General features: G+C 59.5%; 14 protein-coding genes and 1 tRNA gene. 7 read left to right on the forward strand and 8 right to left on the reverse strand.

The window, feature by feature from the left end; translation table 11 throughout:
- Nucleotides 1-25 precede the first annotated feature (25 nt).
- The 3 genes from HMPREF3042_RS06045 to HMPREF3042_RS06055 form a co-directional block, all read right to left on the reverse strand.
- Nucleotides 26-99 (reverse strand) — tRNA-Leu (locus HMPREF3042_RS06045).
- A 50-nt stretch (nt 100-149) separates the two neighbouring features.
- Entirely contained in the window at nt 150-1,127 is a 978-nt protein-coding gene (locus tag HMPREF3042_RS06050) for a DUF368 domain-containing protein (RefSeq protein WP_070856518.1), read from the reverse strand.
- 190 nt (nt 1,128-1,317) lie between these two features.
- The gene (locus HMPREF3042_RS06055; RefSeq protein WP_070856520.1) at nt 1,318-1,908 is read right to left on the reverse strand and encodes a TetR/AcrR family transcriptional regulator; all 591 of its coding nucleotides are present in this window, start codon (nt 1,906-1,908) and stop codon (nt 1,318-1,320) included.
- A gap of 459 nt (nt 1,909-2,367) precedes the next feature.
- Here HMPREF3042_RS06055 and polA point away from each other — a divergent pair, with 459 nt between their 5' ends.
- The 5 genes from polA to coaE all read left to right on the forward strand — a co-directional run bounded on the left by polA (nt 2,368) and on the right by coaE (nt 8,860).
- Nucleotides 2,368-4,998, forward strand: a complete 2,631-nt coding sequence (gene polA, locus HMPREF3042_RS06060; RefSeq protein WP_070856563.1) for a DNA polymerase I — start codon at nt 2,368-2,370, stop codon at nt 4,996-4,998.
- Between the two features lie 283 nt (nt 4,999-5,281).
- On the forward strand, nt 5,282-6,745 hold the full coding sequence (gene rpsA, locus HMPREF3042_RS06065; RefSeq protein ID WP_005510285.1) for a 30S ribosomal protein S1: 1,464 nt from the start codon (nt 5,282-5,284) through the stop codon (nt 6,743-6,745).
- A 73-nt stretch (nt 6,746-6,818) separates the two neighbouring features.
- Nucleotides 6,819-7,019: a hypothetical protein gene (locus HMPREF3042_RS10790; protein WP_141764788.1), complete on the forward strand. Its 201-nt coding sequence runs from the start codon at nt 6,819-6,821 to the stop codon at nt 7,017-7,019.
- Nucleotides 7,020-7,114: 95 nt separating this feature from the next.
- Nucleotides 7,115-8,206 carry a glutathione S-transferase family protein gene (locus HMPREF3042_RS06070; RefSeq protein ID WP_246816224.1) on the forward strand — a complete coding sequence of 364 codons (1,092 nt, stop codon included), beginning with the start codon at nt 7,115-7,117 and terminating at the stop codon, nt 8,204-8,206.
- A gap of 33 nt (nt 8,207-8,239) precedes the next feature.
- Nucleotides 8,240-8,860, forward strand: a complete 621-nt coding sequence (gene coaE, locus HMPREF3042_RS06075) for a dephospho-CoA kinase (RefSeq protein ID WP_070600845.1) — start codon at nt 8,240-8,242, stop codon at nt 8,858-8,860.
- Nucleotides 8,861-8,911: 51 nt separating this feature from the next.
- On the opposite strand, the gene HMPREF3042_RS06080 is transcribed toward coaE, so the two are convergent.
- The 3 genes from HMPREF3042_RS06080 to HMPREF3042_RS06090 form a co-directional block, all read right to left on the reverse strand.
- The gene (locus HMPREF3042_RS06080; RefSeq protein ID WP_070600846.1) at nt 8,912-10,102 is read right to left on the reverse strand and encodes an aminotransferase class I/II-fold pyridoxal phosphate-dependent enzyme; all 1,191 of its coding nucleotides are present in this window, start codon (nt 10,100-10,102) and stop codon (nt 8,912-8,914) included.
- 103 nt (nt 10,103-10,205) lie between these two features.
- Nucleotides 10,206-10,937, reverse strand: a complete 732-nt coding sequence (locus HMPREF3042_RS06085) for a hypothetical protein (protein ID WP_246822350.1) — start codon at nt 10,935-10,937, stop codon at nt 10,206-10,208.
- A gap of 94 nt (nt 10,938-11,031) precedes the next feature.
- Nucleotides 11,032-11,916, reverse strand: a complete 885-nt coding sequence (locus HMPREF3042_RS06090) for a DUF559 domain-containing protein (protein WP_070851924.1) — start codon at nt 11,914-11,916, stop codon at nt 11,032-11,034.
- 372 nt (nt 11,917-12,288) lie between these two features.
- Here HMPREF3042_RS06090 and uvrB point away from each other — a divergent pair, with 372 nt between their 5' ends.
- Both uvrB and HMPREF3042_RS06105 read left to right on the forward strand, forming a co-directional pair.
- On the forward strand, nt 12,289-14,421 hold the full coding sequence (gene uvrB / locus HMPREF3042_RS06100) for an excinuclease ABC subunit UvrB (RefSeq protein WP_070600849.1): 2,133 nt from the start codon (nt 12,289-12,291) through the stop codon (nt 14,419-14,421).
- A gap of 132 nt (nt 14,422-14,553) precedes the next feature.
- The gene (locus HMPREF3042_RS06105) at nt 14,554-14,994 is read left to right on the forward strand and encodes a universal stress protein (protein ID WP_005511992.1); all 441 of its coding nucleotides are present in this window, start codon (nt 14,554-14,556) and stop codon (nt 14,992-14,994) included.
- A 68-nt stretch (nt 14,995-15,062) separates the two neighbouring features.
- On the opposite strand, the gene HMPREF3042_RS06110 is transcribed toward HMPREF3042_RS06105, so the two are convergent.
- Together HMPREF3042_RS06110 and HMPREF3042_RS06115 are read right to left on the reverse strand one after the other, a co-directional pair.
- Nucleotides 15,063-16,157 (reverse strand): DNA glycosylase AlkZ-like family protein, encoded by a 1,095-nt coding sequence (locus tag HMPREF3042_RS06110; protein WP_038625658.1) that lies wholly within the window; start codon nt 16,155-16,157, stop codon nt 15,063-15,065.
- A 34-nt stretch (nt 16,158-16,191) separates the two neighbouring features.
- A complete protein-coding gene (locus tag HMPREF3042_RS06115; RefSeq protein ID WP_070856525.1) occupies nt 16,192-18,708 on the reverse strand; it encodes a HelD family protein in 2,517 nt (838 codons plus the stop codon).
- Between the last annotated feature and the right edge of the window lie 34 nt (nt 18,709-18,742).

The following is an 18,742-nucleotide window of genomic DNA, read 5'->3' on the forward strand; positions in this document are numbered from 1 at the left end:
CAGGTGAAAGCGGGTTTTAAAATCGTGCCCCCGGTGAGACTCGAACTCACACTGGACGGGTTTTGAATCCGTTGCCTCTGCCAATTGGGCTACAGGGGCGCAAAGCCGTCGATAAGCGAAAATGCTCTGCCGAAGCGACCTTGACTAGTCTAGTCCATCGACCCCGAATTAGAAAAACGGCGCTGCGCATAAGCGACGACGCTGACGATTGCGGCGCCGAGAATGAACAGTCCGAGGGCGAGTCCCCAGTCGGAGCCGATGCCCTGGAGCTCGTTGTTTTTGGTCTGCCACGGCCAGAGAGCGCGCAGCGAACCGAGCATGAGTCCGGACATGGCGACCAACGTGAGCGCCTGGTGTGTGCTCAACAGCCATTCGAGGAGGCGGATGAACAGGACGATACCGATCAGTGCGCCGACGAAAAAAGTGCCGATGTAGGCGACGTCACGGTCATGAATTGCGCCCATGGTCGGCGCGTAGAGTCCGATGACCAACAGGAAGAAGGAACCGGAAACGCCCGGCAGCACTAGTGCGCACACGGCAATCGAAGCGGCGATGAGCACGAGCCACAGAGGTGGCTGTGTCGGTGCGGCCTGGGGTAGCGAAGTCAGCGCGAACAGGGCGACGCTGAAAAACAGGAAGACAGCGATGGCCTTGCCTCGCATACCCGGCTGACGCAGGGCACCCGGCTGCAGCTCGTTCAGCGGCATGGTGATTGAGGCGGCGATCATGCCCATGAACAGTGCTCGGGAAGCGACCGGCTGATTGGTGACGAAGTCCTCCATGATGCCAGCCATGGAGAAAACTATGGCAACCATGCCGATAGCCACCGGGATGAGCAGCCACCAGTCAACCCTGCGTAGGTCCTCCTTGAAGGTGCCCTTGGAGATTGCCCGCGGCAGGTCGGTGATGCGCTTTGCCGATTCAATCAGGCGTCCGTAGATGCCCGTAATCAGCGCAAGCGTACCTCCGGAGACACCCGGAATCGTCTCGGCGAGACCAATGAGACCACCACGCACCGCGTTGACGATGACACCCAGCGGGGTCGGCTTCGGGATTTCAGAGTAGGGGCTCGTGGTCGGCAGCGTAGTCGACTCTGCACCAGGAGCGCTCATATTTTCAGTAGACATCGCAGGCCATTGTATGTCTTCCACCTGAGAAGAACCGTATTTCCGTGTGTGTATTAGCAGCTTCGGAGTGCGATTAAGGACACAAAATAAAAAAGCAGCGCCTGGGGCGGCGCTGCTGATTCAGTGAGTTACGCAGGAGTAGGCGGTGGGTGCTGGGTGGTGAGGCTGCTTCCTCAGCTGTGCTCGGACCTTAGCCGTGCTCGATAATCTGCTGCAGGCAGCTACCCAGGGCCTCGACCGAGATCTTCGGCGCGTTGGCCTCGTCGATCAAACCGGTATCGGAAAGAACTAGGTATCCGACGCAGAGGGAAATAACCATCTGGCTGCGGTACACAGCAGTTTCGTGGCTGATGTCCTCTGGGCCGTCTTCTTCGATGCGGTGAATCAAGTCGTCGGCGATAGCTTCATTGAACCGTTCGGCGATGACTTTTGCAGTTTCCTGGGAGTCAAGGGATCCCACAATCAGCGGAATCATGGACTGTCCGGCCATTCCTTGACCAGTCAAAATTGCGCTGGCCATCCGCTGGCCAAGTTCATTGAAGGGAGCTCGGCTGAGCGTGCCTTTGAACTGGCTGAAGTCAATCAGTTCGGCCATGAGGCCTTCTTTGGAGCCGAAGTACTTGATGATGAGCGGCGCGCTAACGCCAGCATCGCTGGCAATCTCCTTCAGCGGCACGCTTCGCAAAGGCTTGCGCGCGAAGTGCCGAGCTGCAGCCGCGATAATGCGCTCGCGGGTGGACTGGGCACTCCGTTGGAAATTGGTCGAATCGAACTCACTCATGCTGACGAGTCTAAAGCCATGAAAGCGTAACTACGCCAATTGCTTTCAGGTGCACGCGCAGGACGTGGCGATATGTTTTCGCGGCCACCTCAAAGAGGGGGTAATTTCTAGACGCCTCATTGGGGGCAGGTTCTATGCCTGTTGTTGAACAATCGTTGGAAAATATGGAAAAACTCCAGGAAAATAAGGCGAATATTAAAGTTGGATTACAGCATTTCGGAAACTGAAAACAAGTACCAGGCGACGCTCGGGAGGCTCCCTCTTGCGAATCACTGTTCAGGTGGACTAAGGGGCTGCTGAACCCGTTTCAAAATACAGCCTGATTACCGTAATTATTATTCACCGAAGCTGGTCGGCCAACAGTTCATCCTGCGCGGCCCGCGAGTCCCCAGCGCGAATCTCAGTTTTCCTACGCTGTTCAATATTTTCCTACACTGGGATGTCATGAAGAAGACCCTCATGCTTATCGACGGTCATTCCATGGCCTTCCGCGCGTTCTTTGCCCTTCCGGTGGATAATTTCTCAACCACCGGCGGTCAGACAACGAACGCGGTGTACGGCTTCCTCTCCATGCTGTCCAATATCCTCAGCGAGGAAAAGCCCACGCACGTGGCGGTCGCCTTCGATGTCGCCCGCGAGACCTTCCGCAACGAGATTTTCCCGGAGTATAAGGCCCAGCGTGAGAAGACTCCTGAGGAATTCCGTGGTCAGGTGCCGCTTATTCAACAGGTGCTGAAAGAGATGGGCATCGTCACACTGGAAAAGGACAACTACGAGGCCGACGACATCATCGCGACGTTGGCTACCCAGGCCAAGCCTGAGGGCTTCGAAACTCTCATCGTCACCGGCGACCGCGACTCATTCCAGTTGGTCAACGACACCACCACGGTGCTCTATCCAATGCGCGGCGTCACCACGCTGCATCGCTTCACGCCTGCGGCTATTGAGAAGAAGTATGGCCTAACGCCGACTCAGTACCCGGACTTCGCGGCTCTCCGCGGCGACCCCTCCGACAACCTCCCGGGCATTCCGGGGGTCGGTGAGAAAACCGCGACGAAGTGGATCGTTCAGTACGGCACGCTGGAGAACCTCATCGACCACGCCGACGAAATCCGCGGCAAAGTCGGCGACAACTTCCGCGAGCGCGTCGCAAACGTCCAGCTAAACCGCGACATCACCGAAATGGTCAAGGATCTGCCCTTGCCGTACGGTCCGAACGAGCTCGAGCTCCGTCCCGCCGACGCCCAGGGAATCATCGACTTCTTCGACCGGCTCGAATTCGGCGACAACCTTCGCGAGCGCGTGTTCCGCACCCTTTCCATCGAAGGTGCGGGCGTCACCGCCTCCACCAGCGACAGCGCGACAAAGCTCGAGGCTGTTTCGCTTGACGACGGTGCCCTGGCTGCCTGGCTCGATGAACTGCAAGAGCCAGCCGCGTTGCAGGTCGGGGAGCATACCTTGATGATTGGCTCCGCCGATGAGAAGGGCAAGACCTCCGGTCGGGCCGTTTCTCTCGACCTCGGCGAGCTATCCGCAGAAGATGCCGACACACTGCGCGAGTGGCTCGCAGGCGACCACCCGAAGCTGGTGCATGACTGTAAAACGGCCATGCATGCGCTCTGGAACTACGACTTCGAGCTGGCAGGGGTCATCCATGACACCTTCCTGGCCGCGTACCTGCTGCGCCCAAGTCAGCGCAGTTACAGCTTGGACAACGTTGTCCAGCGACACCTGGGGCAGACTCTTTCGCAGGCCGACGGTCAGATGACCCTGCTCGATGGCCCGGCCGAAGACGCTTCCCATGTCGCCGCCGTTATCGACCTGGCTGAGCGACTGGCTGTCGAACTCGACGAGGCCGGGCTCTACAGTGTGTACGCCGACCTGGAAGTTCCGCTTGCTCCAGTGCTTGGCCGGATGGAACGCGCTGGCATCGCTGTGGATGTCGATGCGCTCGAGGAGCTTCGCAAGCAGGCGCAGGCGGCTACCGATGAGGCGGAGAGTGAGGCTCGCAACCTCGTCGATAAGCCTGAGCTGAATCTCGGATCGCCGAAGCAGTTGCAAGAAGTCCTGTTTGACCAGCTGGGAATGCCCAAGACGAAGAAGACGAAGACTGGCTATTCCACGGCGGCGAAGGAAATTGAGGGGTTGGCGAAGGTCAACCCACATCCGTTCCTGGATTACCTGCTGAAGTTCCGCGAGTCGCAGAAGATGAAGTCAACCGTCGAGGGGTTGATTAAGGCCGTCGCCGATGATGGCCGTATTCATACGACTTTTAATCAGACGGTCGCGGCGACGGGGCGCCTGTCGTCGACGGAGCCGAATCTGCAGAATATTCCGGTGCGCACGGAGTTCGGGCGACGGATTCGTGAGGCGTTCGTGGTGGGCGATGGCTATGCGCAGCTGATCACCGCGGATTACTCGCAGATTGAGATGCGTGTGATGGCGCACCTGTCGCAGGATCCGGGGCTGATTGAGGCCTACCGACAGGGCGAGGACCTGCATAACTACGTCGGCTCGAAGGTCTTCGGCGTCGGCATTGATGAGGTCACGCCCGAGCTGCGTCGTCGTGTGAAGGCGATGAGCTACGGACTGGCCTACGGTCTGAGTGCTTTTGGTCTGGCGCAGCAGCTCGATATCCCGCAGCGCGAGGCGAAGAAGCTCATGGAGGACTACTTCGAGCGCTTCGGCGGCGTGCGCGATTACCTGCACAAGGTTGTTGAGCAGGCGCGCAAGGACGGCTTTACGGCCACGATGTTCGATCGGCGCCGCTACCTGCCGGAACTCAACGCCGACAACCGCATCGCTCGCGATAACGCGGAACGCGCGGCTTTGAACTCGCCCATCCAGGGGTCGGCGGCAGACATTATTAAGATTGCGATGCTCCGGGTCGACGATGCTTTACGACGCGGCGGGTTGCGCTCGCGTGTCCTCCTGCAGGTTCACGACGAACTGGTTGTGGAAGTTGCAGATGGGGAAGAGGCGGCAATCAAGGAGCTGTTGCATCGGGAGATGGACTCGGCGGCTGAATTGCTGGTACCGCTGGATGTTTCCATCGGTGCTGGTGTGAACTGGGATGCTGCTGCGCATTAGTGGTGTGAAGGCGGGGCGGCGGTCGCGGCCGGCGGACCTTTTGCGGACTTGCCGGGCATGAGTTGCGGACTTGAATGTCGCAGCTCAAATCGGTATTGTTCGCTAGGTATGCATTAGCATGCCGACTTTGCAGCCTCGAGTTCCGGGGGACATCGGGTTAACTAATTGCCAATGGCGAGATTCGCCGAAAGCGGATTTGGCCCGGTTGTCCAGGAGTTTCTTTGAGCGGCAAGGCCGAAATTGTCCGTTTTTCGATTTCTATCCGCTTCGGAGCACATCTTATATGTCCACTTCTAACGTCCCTCAGGTTGCCATCAACGACATTGGCACCGCTGAGGATTTCCTGGCCGCTGTCGACTCGACGATGAAGTACTTCAACGATGGTGACATCGTTGAGGGCACCGTCGTTAAGGTTGACCGCGACGAGGTTCTTCTCGACATCGGCTACAAGACTGAAGGTGTCATTCCTTCCCGCGAACTGTCCATCAAGCACGATGTCGACCCTGATGAAGTGGTCGAAGTTGGCGATGAGATCGACGCGCTGGTCCTGACCAAGGAAGACAAGGAAGGCCGCCTCATCCTGTCCAAGAAGCGCGCTCAGTACGAGCGTGCTTGGGGCACCATCGAGCAGCTCAAGGAGAACGACGAGCCGGTTACCGGTACCGTCATCGAGGTTGTCAAGGGCGGCCTGATTCTCGACATCGGCCTGCGTGGCTTCCTGCCGGCTTCCCTCGTTGAGATGCGTCGTGTCCGCGATCTCCAGCCGTACATCGGCCAGGAGATCGAGGCCAAGATCATCGAGCTCGACAAGAACCGCAACAACGTCGTTCTGTCCCGCCGTGCATGGCTCGAGCAGACCCAGTCTGAGGTCCGCTCCGAGTTCCTGCACCAGCTGCAGAAGGGCCAGGTCCGCAAGGGTGTCGTTTCCTCCATCGTCAACTTCGGCGCATTCGTCGATCTCGGCGGTGTTGACGGCCTGGTTCACGTTTCCGAGCTGTCCTGGAAGCACATCGACCACCCGTCCGAGGTTGTCCAGGTTGGCGACGAGGTCACCGTCGAGGTTCTCGAGGTCGACCTGAACCGCGAGCGCGTTTCCCTGTCCCTGAAGGCTACTCAGGAAGATCCGTGGCGCGTCTTCGCCCGCACTCACGCAATCGGCCAGATTGTTCCGGGCAAGGTCACCAAGCTGGTTCCGTTCGGTGCGTTCGTCCGCGTCGAGGAAGGCATCGAGGGCCTGGTTCACATCTCCGAGCTGGCTTCCCGCCACATCGATGTTCCGGACCAGATTGTCTCCGTCGACGAGCAGGTCATGGTCAAGGTCATCGATATCGACCTCGAGCGTCGTCGTATCTCCCTGTCCCTCAAGCAGGCTGATGAGGACTTCACCGAAGAGTTCGACCCGACCAAGTACGGCATGGGCGATTCCTACGACGAGCAGGGCAACTACATCTTCCCGGAGGGCTTCGACCCGGAGACCAACGAGTGGATGGAGGGCTTCGAGACCCAGCGCGCAGAGTGGGAGGCTCGCTACGCAGAGGCAGAGCGTCACCACCAGCTGCACGCTGCCCAGATCGAGCGTCACCGCGCTGCAGCTGCCGAGGCTGCAGAGACCGCTTCGAACTACTCCTCCGAGTCCGGCGAGGCAGCTCCGGCTGCTCCGGCCGCACCGGCTGCAGACAACGCAGGCGGCACCCTGGCTTCCGACGAGCAGCTCGCTGCACTGCGCGAGAAGCTGGCTGGCAACTAAGCTAGACCGCTAAAGGCTTATACGGCCCTTTGAGAAGTCGCCCCGGCGAGGTTTTCCTCGCTGGGGCTTTTTCGTGCTTTCTTTGCTTTACGACGGGCACCCGCTCGGCCTTGTTTTTCTAGTGGCGGCTTGGGTGCTTGCTGCATTTTTGGTCCTGGTGTTGGGACTTCGGGCGCTGAAGGTGGCACCGCTGCTGCCTAAGGCGGGCTTGCGCTTCACCAGAAGTGGCTTGCTGCACAGTAACCGGCTGCTGGCGAAGCGCAAGCCGTCCTAATGGCCCTAATGGCCCTGGTGGCCCTGTCGATTTTGGGGCTCTGGCTGTCCTGGCCGCCGTTGACAGCCTGTCTGCCTACCCATATGGTTGATGATATGACAACAAAGTATGAAGCTAATCAGGTAGAGGACTCCTCGCACTCCACCGGTGGGGTGTACTCCCAGGAGGGCAAGGACTTTAACCGCGACACTCGCTATATCAATGACCGGATTGTCAAGAACGGTCGCGAGATAGGCGAGGGGATTAAGACGTGGCCCGTTGAAGCCGGGCGCTACCGTCTTGTTGCGGCTCGTGCGTGCCCGTGGGCACACCGCACGCTTATCGTTCGCAGGCTGCTCGGCTTGGAAGATGCAATTTCGGTCGGAATTCCAGGGCCGGTTCACGATGCCCGCTCCTGGACATTCGATAAGGGACCAGGTGGCCGCGACGAAATACTCGGCTACGAGCGCCTGCAGGAGGCATTCCTCAAGCGCTTCCCGGACTACCAGCGAGGTATTACCGTCCCCGCCATCGTTGAGATCGAGTCGGGTGAGGTCGTCACCAACGACTTCCCTTGGATCACCTTGGACTTCATTACCGAGTGGGTCGAGTTCCACCGCGACGGCGCCCCGGATCTCTACCCGGAGGAGATGCGTGAGGAAATGGATGAGCTCATGCAGTTCATCTACACCGAAATCAATAACGGTGTCTACCGCTGCGGCTTCGCGGGTTCGCAGGAGTCCTATGACAAGGCTTACGACCGCCTGTTCAGCGCCCTAGACAAGGTATCTGAGCGCTTAGAGACCCGCCGCTACCTCATGGGCGACCACATCACTGAGGCCGACATTCGCCTTTACACGACCCTCATCCGCTTCGATGCGGTCTACCACGGCCACTTCAAGTGCAACCGGAACAAGATCTCCGAGATGCCGGTTCTATACAACTACCTGCGCGATCTCTTCCAGACACCTGGCTTCGGCGACACCACTGACTTTGTCGACATCAAGCGCCACTACTACGAGGTCCACCGCGACCTCAATCCGCTTGGCATTGTCCCGAAGGGCCCGGAGCTCTCCGACCTGCTCCAGCCGCACGGCCGTGAAGCCCTTGGTGGCAGCCCATTCGGTAATGGCACTGCTCCGGACCCAGTCAACCCGGATCCCGTTGAAGAGGGCCACCGCATCGAGGATCTCGTCGTAAAGCACTAACGTGCCGGGGCGTGTCCACGTACCCTTAGAGACATGCTCAAAGTAGGACTAACCGGTGGCATGGGCAGTGGAAAATCTACGGTCGCCCGTAGGTTTGCCGAGCTCGGTGCCGCCATCATCGACGCTGATCAGATTGCTCGTGACGTCGTCGAACCCGGCGAACCGGCGCTGGCCGAACTCGCCGAAGCTTTCGGCGAGGGCATTTTGCTTGACGACGGCTCCCTCAACCGCAGCGAGCTTGCGAAGCGGGCCTTCGTATCCGCGGAGAAGACGGAGCTGCTGAACTCCATCACTCACCCGCGTATTGAGCAGCGCACCGAAGAGCAGTTCAACGCGGCAGGTGACGCCATCATCGTGTTCGACTCTCCGCTGCTAATTGAAATGGGGCAGTCGGACGCGCAGGACCTCGTCGTGGTTGTGCATACCCCGGTGGAGGTCCGTCTCGACCGTCTGGTGGAAAGCCGCGGTGTAGACCGAGAGGATGCGAAGCAGCGGATCGCTAAGCAAATCAGCGATGACAAGCGTCTGCAGTTCGCCGATGTGGTCCTGGAAAACTCAGGCACCGAGGAGAATCTCGTGCGCCAGGTCGACCGGATTTGGGAGCGGATTATTCAGCCGCTGAACCAGATTCGTCAGCTACAGGCCGGGCAATAGCAGGCTGACCAGTAAACAGTTCCGCAAGCAGGCTGACCAGCGGAAGCCCATCTAGGAGGAAGACCGACCGGCAAGATAATCCCGCAGCCGCGCGATCGCCTCCTCAATCACCTCGGCGCGCTTGCAGAAAGCGAATCGCACCAGGTAGCGGTATTTTTCTGACTCCGGGTCATCCACAAAAGCGGTAACGGGGATAGCTGCGACTCGGCATTCCTTGACCAGGCGGGTGCAGGTCTCCAGTGCGTCGCCAAGCCCCCAGCTCGAGACATCAGCGACGACAAAATACCCTGCCTGCGGCGTGAAGACGTCGGCGCCAAGACCCTCCAGCCCATCGGCGAGGAGCCGCATGTTCCCCTCGAGCTGCCTCGCTAGGTCGTCCACCCATGAAGCACATTCTTTCAGGCCACGAGCGACTGCGGGCTGAAGAGGAGTGGCACCGACATAGCTCAAGAACTGCTTGGCCTTGACCACGCCATCGAGCAACTCGGCCGGAGCGAGCGCCCAGCCAATCTTCCAGCCGGTGACGTTGAAGGTCTTTGCGGCGCTGGACACAACAATGGTGCGCTCACGCATGCCGGGCAGAGTGCTGATGGAAGAGTGCGACAATCCGTTGAAGTACAGGCGTTCGTAGACTTCGTCGGCAAGCACAAGCAGATTGTTTGCGATGGCGACATCGGCGATGGCCTGCAAGTCCTCGTTTTTGAGGATGGTGCCGGTGGGATTGTGCGGCGAATTGATGATGATCATGGCCGTTTCGGCGGTGACGGCATCGGCAAGCGCGCTGCGGTCGAGCGACCAGGAGCGCGCCGTGCCGGAAGCTGTGGGGATGAGCGGCACCGCGGTATATGTGCAGTTAGCCAGTGCGATGGCGGCTTTGTACGAGTCGTAGTACGGCTCGATGACGATGACGTGGCTGCCGGGTTCGAGATGCCCCAAGGCAGTGGCGGCAATCGCCTCCGTGGCTCCGACCGTGACGAGGCATTCGGCGTCGGCATCGTAGACCTGCCCCGTACGGCGGGCGCGATCGGCGACGATGGCCTCGCGGAGTACCTTCATACCGCGGCCGGGTCCGTACTGGTTATTTCCGCCAGCTATCTGATGCTGCGCCTCCGCGAGCACCTTCGCCGGCCCGTCCCAATCCGGGAAGCCCTGCCCAAGATTGATTGCATCGTACTCAGTGGCGAGGCGGGACATGGTGGCGAAAATGGTCTCGTCGAAAGGGCGCAAGCGGGAAACGGTCATGGTTTTACTGTAGGCGGAAGATTGTGCGCTTGTTGCAGTTTCTTTCGGGGGATTGCAGCCGGCGGCCAGCAGTTGCACCGCCTGCCGACCGCCACCTGGTGCGCTAGTACATGTAAATCTTCGCGCTGTTGCCGCCGGTGCACACGACAACGTCGTCCTGTGTGCTGCAGCTGAGGTCGTAGGTCTTGCCGGTCGCGGGGCTCTTGGCCTTGATGTTTGGCTGCAAATGGTCGCGGATATTGTCCTCCGAGGCGTTAAGGCCCTCGGTCTGCTGGTTGAATACAGCCTTCGCAAAGTCGCAGCTGGTGTTTGGCCCCGCCGCGATGAGGTTGAGGCCGTGCCCATCGCCGTAGATGCAGGTGGTTGCCTGTTCGCCGGCCGCCATGAAGGTGGATCCCGGCGAGGGGTTGTTGTAGATTTCAGCGGTCATGTCCTGACGAAGTCCGCTGCCTTCGCCGTTGTCACCGCTTTCGCTTGACGACGTCGACGTGCCGCCGGTCTCCGCCGTCGTTGTATCGTCTCCCTGATCCGGTGCAGAGCCGGTTGGGTTGGGCGTGTTGCCTGAACTCTTGTCAGACACGCCATTCTCGGTCTGAGTAATGGTAGTGGTTTCTGCAGCGGTTGCGTCAGCCGCGGTGCCCTCGACATTAGCATTCTCAGCGCTAGCCGGGTCAGTCGCCGCCTCATTTCCTTGTGCGGAACAGGCGGTGAAAGCCAATGCGGTGGTAGCGAGGATACCGGCCACAAAGGCTCGGTGTGAGGATGCTTTTCGAGTGGTGGAACCTGGGCGAGTCGTAGCGGGTGTGTGGACTAGTGTGCGGCGCGAGGTGTTCATAGGCGCCAGGCTAGTTGCTGTTTGGTCAGTTTTCATTACAAAATAAATAACAATTCGGCAAATGGATGGCCGTTTATCTCGCGATATCGGCTTTTTATCGCGGCTTATTGGCGTAGCCAACCGTTGGATTCCACTCCCAGACTTTCTGGCAGGCAGGCCATCCTGGTTTATAGTCCACGCGGGGACGGCGCTTTTGTACCCATCGGATTGCCTGCTCGATTTCGTCGAGGACGCTGTCGAGATTCCAATTGATGCATGAGTCTGTGAACCGCAGGACTATCCAGCCGTGCAGCGTGCCGGAGTTGGTCTTCCAACGATCTGAGATGAATGAGTCCTCGTTCGCGTGGTACTTCTCGGAGTCGACTTCGATGGCTATTTTCCACTGGTCAAGCAGGATGTCGAAGCAGTAGGGGCCGATGAATTGGTTCATTCGGATCCGGTACCCGCGCTTAATCAATGGGCGAGCCAGCTTGCGCTCGAGTTCGCTGCATGCGCCGATTGGCGTGGTGGCGATGGTTTCACGCAGCCATGCGGGGACTTTCCGCATCCGGCTGAGGTCGTGGTTGAGTCGCTTCTCGCCGTCCCGGCCGGAGTAGTGTGTTTCCAGGATTCTGCGTGCATAGTCTTTTGAAGCTCGTGCTGCCCAGAGTGCTTCGACAACTGGGAGGCCATTGATGTTGGTGCAGGCCGGCAGGCGGCTATGCCTAATGGAGAAGGTTTCGGCTTGAACTGATCCCGCGCCTTCTGTCTGAATAGGAAATGTCAGGGGAAGTCTCAAGTGGATTTGAGCTGCGCTTTTACCGCTTAGAGCAATCTTTTTGTAATGCCCTGTGATTGCTCGGGCGACTGAGGCGGGAGAATGGTCGTCAATGTAGAGGCCACGTACTAATTTAGTTAGCCTGCCTTGTTGTAGGAGGGCTCTGGTCTTTTTCTCTCCGATGCCGAGTGCACGTAACTCGGCCGTGGTGAAACTTCCCATGGTCGGGACTCTAAGTCTTTTTGATCCAGGGGCTTTTCTTTGAGAGAGGCTCCGCGTCCAATCTGTGGACAACTTTCAAGGTGTGGATAACCCCGGCCGCCCGCAGCCGCCCAGCCGCAGCCTCAACCTCAACCTCAACCTCAACCTCAACCTCGCACCCGCGGACCATCGATAAGACGGCTTGCGCTTCACCAGGAGCCAGTCGCTGCGTACTAAGGGCCAGCTGGTGAAGCGGAACCCCGCCTGCGATGCCTGCGATGCCTGCGATGCCTGCGGTGCCTGTGCTGGCCCCAAATCCCCACAGCCACCCCAAAGCCCAGGGAAGCGAGCATAACCAGCCCATGTAAAGCAGCCTTCGCTACGCTGGGAACTATGGCATTTGCAGCAGAGCAACCCGTCCTCGCACACTCGGAGTTCCGTCCCGTCGGTGAAGTCGAGCGCGCGGAGGGAACCTTCGAGGTCATCAGCGAGTTCGAGCCCTCGGGCGACCAGCCGCAGGCAATCGCGGAACTGTCGGAGCGCCTAGATAGAGGCGAGCGCGAGGTAGTCCTGATGGGTGCCACGGGTACCGGCAAGTCAGCCACCGCAGCGTGGCTGATTGAAAAGGTGCAACGGCCAACCCTGGTCATGGCACCGAACAAGACGCTGGCGGCACAGCTGGCCAATGAGCTCCGCAGCCTGCTGCCAAACAACGCGGTCGAGTACTTCGTTTCCTACTACGACTACTACCAACCCGAGGCCTACATCGCGCAGACCGATACCTATATTGAAAAGGATTCCTCCATCAACGAGGATGTGGAGCGCCTGCGCCACTCGGCTACTTCAGCGCTGTTGTCGCGTCGCGACGTAGTCGTCGTCAGCTCTGTTTCTTGCATCTATGGCCTGGGTACCCCGCAGTCTTACCTCGACCGTTCGGTGTGGCTGAAGGAGGGCGAGGAAGTCGATCGCGACCAGTTCCTGCGCCTTTTGGTGGACATTCAGTATGCCCGCAATGACATCGCCTTTACCCGCGGCACCTTCCGAGTAAAAGGCGACGTGGTCGACATCATCCCGGCCTACGAAGAAAAGGCCGTGCGAGTGGAGTTCTTCGGCGACGAGATTGATTCGCTGTACTACCTCAATCCAGTCACAGGCGATGTCATCGACCAAGTCCCTGAGCTGCGCATTTTCCCTGCTACGCACTACGTCGCCGGCCCGGAGCGCATGGAACGTGCCGTCGCGGACATCAAGGCCGAGCTCGCCGAACGCCTGGCAGACCTAGAAAACCGCGGCAAGCTGCTGGAAGCACAGCGCCTGCGAATGCGCACGGAGTACGACCTCGAAATGATCGAGCAAGTCGGCTTCTGCTCCGGTATTGAGAACTACTCGCGCCACATCGATGGTCGCGCGCCGGGCTCGGCCCCCGCGACACTCATCGACTATTTCCCGGAGGACTTCCTCACCATCATCGATGAGTCGCACGTCACCGTGCCGCAGATTGGCGGCATGTTCGAGGGCGATGCCTCCCGTAAGCGTAACCTCGTCGATTTCGGTTTCCGCCTCCCATCGGCGTTGGATAACCGCCCGCTGACGTTCGATGAATTCGATGCCCGCGTGGGCCAGGTCGTGTTCATGTCCGCAACGCCGGGTGACTATGAGCTCGAGAAGGCCGGTGGTGAGTATGTGGAGCAGGTCATTCGTCCGACTGGGCTGGTGGACCCCAAGATCGTCGTTAAGCCGACTGAGGGACAGATTGATGATCTGATCGGCGAGATCCGAAAGCGCACCGAGCGTGACGAGCGCGTGCTCGTGACCACCTTGACGAAGAAGATGGCGGAGGACCTGACCGACTACCTGCTCGAAAATGGCGTACAGGTGCGGTACATGCACTCGGATGTGGATACGCTCAAGCGCGTTGAGCTGCTGCGACAGTTGCGTCTCGGTGAGTACGACGTGCTGGTCGGTATTAACCTGCTGCGCGAGGGGCTGGACCTGCCCGAGGTTTCGCTGGTGGCAATCCTTGACGCTGACAAGGAGGGGTTCCTGCGTTCGGAGCGTTCGTTGATTCAGACGATTGGTCGTGCCGCGCGAAACGTCTCCGGCGAGGTGCACATGTATGCCGACAAGATCACCGATTCCATGCAGTTCGCCATCGACGAGACGGAGCGCCGCCGCGAAAAGCAGATTGCGTACAACACCGAGCATGGTATCGATCCGCAGCCGCTGCGCAAGAAGATTGCGGACATCCTGGATCAGGTTTACGACAACGCGGACACCGATTACGAAGGCAAGACCGGTGCGGCCGCCGATGCGCTGCTCTCGCGTGCCGACGGCTCGGGCGCAGCCGATGGTGCCAGCGGTAAGCAGATGCCGCGGGCTGAGCTGGAGGCGCTTATCGCGGATCTGTCGGAGCAGATGGCCGCGGCTGCGCGTGAGTTGAAGTTTGAGCTCGCGGGGCGCTTGCGCGATGAGATTTTCGACCTCAAGAAGGAACTTAAGGGGATGATTGAGGCCGGTGTCGAGTAGTTTTTTGCTACTGTTGTGGGAAGTAAAACAGTGTATTCGCGAAAGTGCCTCTGGCCAGTGAGTTCGGGGCAACGACGGCGTTACGCACGATGAACTGTTTTAATGCAACTTCCACAGTGAGGGATAGTTTTCATGAGTGATTACAAGACCATTGTTGTCGGCACGGATGGTTCTAAGTCGTCGCTGCTCGCAGTAGAGCGCGCTGCCTCGATTGCTGCCGCTTTCGATGCCACCCTGGTTATCGGCTGCGCTTACTACGAGACTGCAGAGGATGCGTCCAAGACCCTGCGCCAGGATTCGGTCCAGGTCCTCGGTGATGACCCGGCTCAGAAGAACCTGGCTGCTGCTAAGGAGGCCGCAGAGGCCGTCGGCGCGACCAAGGTTGAGACCGAGGTTCGCTCCGGCTCCCCGGTTGAGGCTCTGATGTCCCTGGTCACCGACCGTCGCGCTGACCTGCTGGTGGTTGGTAACCGCGGTATTAACTCGCTGACTGGTCGTCTGCTGGGCTCCGTGCCGGCTGATGTTGCTCGTCAGTCGGACTGTGACGTCATGATCGTTCACACTGTGAGCTAATAAAACCGTGAGCTAACAATTTAGCTTTCGTTTTAAACCGGCGCCTCTGAGTTGAGGTGCCGGTTTTTCTATTGCCGTCCGGTGATAACTCCTTCTTCAACTACAAAAGGCCAGCTAATTCCATTTCTAGTTAAGACCTGGTTGCGAAGGGATTCAGGAAGAACTTCGGTACGGCTGCCATAGCCCATGAGGTACTCGTCAAAAGCGGGCAGTCGAAGCGTCAGTGAAAGCGCGGCTTCAAGCTCGGCCTCAGTTACGTTCTGCTGCCATGCCGGCATGAAGTACTCATTTTGCGTGAGGGGTTCGCCGGTGAATTCTGTGTCAGTTGGCGCGTGCGAAGAGGCGGAGGAATCGAGGGAGAAAGGAACTATTAAGTGGTCGATAAGCTTAAGGGCCTTTTTCGCTTGAGTTTTCGTCAGTCCCAGCCACCACGCGAAGTCAGCTACACAGATAGGTCCGCGGGAATCAACATAGCGCCAGGCAATGTCGGCCAGCGTGGATTCAGCTGAGTGTCCTGTGCTGGAGCCCTCTGTGGTTTTTTCTGAGAGGCCGCCTTTGAAAGTTACGTCGGTAAGCAGGACGAAGGTATCTTGGGCTCCTTTTCGTGGCCCTTGGATGACAGCGCCTTCGCCGCCGAATGTGCGCAGTAGGTGAGGGCCTCTTTGTTCCGTGGGGTCTATTCCATGATCTGCGAAAACCTCATAGGCTTCGGTCCGAGTCAGCGGGTCGGACAGACCACGTGAGCGCAATTCGGAATGAAATGCTGCCCGTGCGGTCTGCACATCATCTTGAGAAAGTCCGAGTGTCGTACGGCGTCTTGCTGCCGCCTTTTCGATGCGCGGATTCGTCAACCTCATAATTGCTTCCGCGTCTTGTGCTGAAACAAAGTGCAGGGTGCCTCGTTGAGACCAACAGCGAACGATGTCGAAAGAAGAAATGGCTGCTAAAACATCGTCGGAGGTGCTGCCACTGCGTAGGGCGATGGCATTAACACCGTTCGAATAATTCTGCCCTTGTAGAGCAACCATGCCATGCGTTGCTGATAATGCAGGCGACTTGAGATTTGTATTCCAATCGCTGCGTGCTTGACTTGCAGCTAACCTCTGGGCAATGAGACGGCGTGCGCGAAGTTCAGCTAACTGAGGTAGATAGTTTTGGGACATTATGTCTCACTCATTCTGTACGGCACTATCCTCGTCATTCTAACCATTGCAGCTCCGGCAAAACGCTCGACTGCTGAGGCGCCACAACAATTAGCCCCTGGGTCGCACGAGTTAGTGCAACATACAGGTCCTGTAGCCCCTGCGGAGATTGCGCCACAATCTGGTCGGGCGCGACGACGATGACCTCGTCGAATTCCAGGCCCTTTGAGGTCGTGATGTCGTAGACCGCGCAGTTGGTGAGTTTGTTGGGGTGAGTAGAAGGTGCGTCATCGGTGCTAGTCGCGTCGGCAGCATTAGAGCCACCAGCCCCGCCATCTTCACCATCTCCACCAGTTCGGCCAGCGAGAAAATCCCGCACCTCCGCGCGCGTGGCGTCGAGCAACTCTGCCGGGGCGATGACCGCGACCAGGCGATCCGGCTGCGCCACCCGCTCCACATGTGCCAACGCCTCCGTCACAGTGCAGGCCTGAACAGGCTTGCGGCCGGTCGCGCGAATCGACTGTGGCACCTCCAGCTCCGGATCAATCTCCGCCAGGAGGCTGGCGGCAACCTCCATCACCTCAGCCGGAGTGCGGTAGTTGACGGTCAGCTCGTGGAGATGCCACCTCGAACCGATAATCGGTTCCAGCACATCGTCCCAGGTCGCAGCGCCTGCGGGGGAGCCCGTCTGGGCCACATCTCCGACGAGGGTCATCCAACCATTGGGGCTGCGGCGGCGCAGCATTCGCCAGGCCATTGCGGAGAGTTCCTGCGCCTCGTCAACGATGACATGGCCGTAGGCCCACAGGCGATCCGCCGCCGCCCGCTCGGCGGTGGATCGCAGGTCGCGCTCACGGTGGCGTTCGGCCAGTGCCTCGGCATCGATGACGTCGTACGCAGATAGAATCTCGGCCTCGAAGCCGTCGTCAAGGTCCTGGGACGCAGAGCTGGACAGGGTATCCAACGCGCCCTGCGCCTCCTCGACGCGGGCCTGCCAATTCTCGTCATCGGTCTCCGCTTCACCAACCGGGCCGAGGAGCTCCGCCAGCTCGTCGAGAAGCGGGGCGTCGGAAGGCATCCAGTCGGTGCCTTCCGGCCGGTAGAGAGCCTCGCGCGTCAGCTCGTCGTAATCGCTGGCGGCGTAGTCGATGGCCTCGCGGGAACTCAGCAGTTCCGACAGCACTTGCTCGGGTGCGAGTGCGGGCCACAGCTCGTCGAGGATGTCAGCGACTGCTCCGGATTCGTCAATTTCGTCGCGCAGGTCGGCAACGTCGGTCACGGACAGCAGGTTTTCGCCGCCCAGCGGGTCGGCGCCAATGACCTCGGCCATCTGTGCGGCCAGGAGTTCCACCACGTGATCCCGGAAAATCGGACGTGCCAGATTGTGTGGTTTACGAGTCCGCCGCGCACGCGTTCGCGCGGCTTTCACCATCTCTGGCGTGATGGTCAGGATGATGTTGTCGTTATGGACTTCAAGCGACTCCGCGGGGAGCTCCTGGTAGGCCCGCACGGCTTCGCGCAGGATAGTGAGCATCTCAATCGAGCCCTTAACTTCCTGCGCAACCAGGGGTTCGGGGTTGTGCCCGTCGATAAGCGCGTCGGAAGCGTGCACGCCGGGGTAGAGATCGGCGATGGTGGTCAGCACCACGCCTGTTTCGCCGAGGCTCGGCAGCACGCGCGAGATATAGTCGAGGAAGGTCGTGTTCGGGCCGATGATGAGGACACCGGTTTTCGCCAGCTGATCGCGGTAGGTGTAGAGAAGCCACGCGACGCGATGCAGCGCCACCGCCGTCTTGCCCGTGCCGGGACCGCCCTGGACGACCAGGGTGCCGCGGGTGGAGTCGCGGATGATGAGGTCCTGCTCGCGCTGAATGGTCTCCACAATGCCGCGCATATGGCCGGTGCGCGCTTGATTCATGACCTCGCGCAGCACCGATTCGCCACCGACACCAGCCTCGACTTCGGTTTCGTGTGCGCTGTCGGCTTCCTCGCCGGAGAGCCATTCGTCGTCAATGCTGCGGACCTTCCGGCCGTGCGTGCGCAGGTGTCGACGCAGGCTGACTCCCTCGGAATGCGCGGTCGTGGCCAGGTAAAACGGGCGCGCACCATCGGCACGCCAGTCCATGATGACCGTGCGGTAGTCGTCGTTTTCATCGGACAGGCCGATTCGCCCGATGTATCGCTTATCGACGGTCGCCCCCGGCCCTTCCTCTGCCAAAGGATTGTCGGGGTCTGGGTCATCGATATCGATTCGACCAAAGACCAGGCCAATCTCGGCTGAGCGGTAGCGGTCCAGGTTAGCCTGTAGTCGGTGGTATTCCACCTCGCGTTCAACGCGGGCTTGCGGGTCCGGGTCGTCGATGAGCATGACCTGGCGCAGGTACTCTTGGTCGCGCTCGCGTGCCCGGTCGAGGAAGCTGAACGCGCGATTGACGTAGGTCTGTTCTGCAGCGAGGGTACTCTCTTCTTCTCGCTGTGGTGCTGAACTTGCCTGGTCCGGCAGACCTGCCTGGCCAGTGCGGCCAGTGTGGCCTGTCTGGTCCTGCCCGGGCTCGGATGCGCGCGACGCCAACCTGGTCTCCTCAACAGTTCGTTAAAACTAGTGC

Origin of the sequence: Corynebacterium sp. HMSC074C05 (genome assembly GCF_001838325.1) — a bacterium.
GTDB classification, from domain to species: Bacteria; Actinomycetota; Actinomycetes; order Mycobacteriales; family Mycobacteriaceae; genus Corynebacterium; species Corynebacterium amycolatum.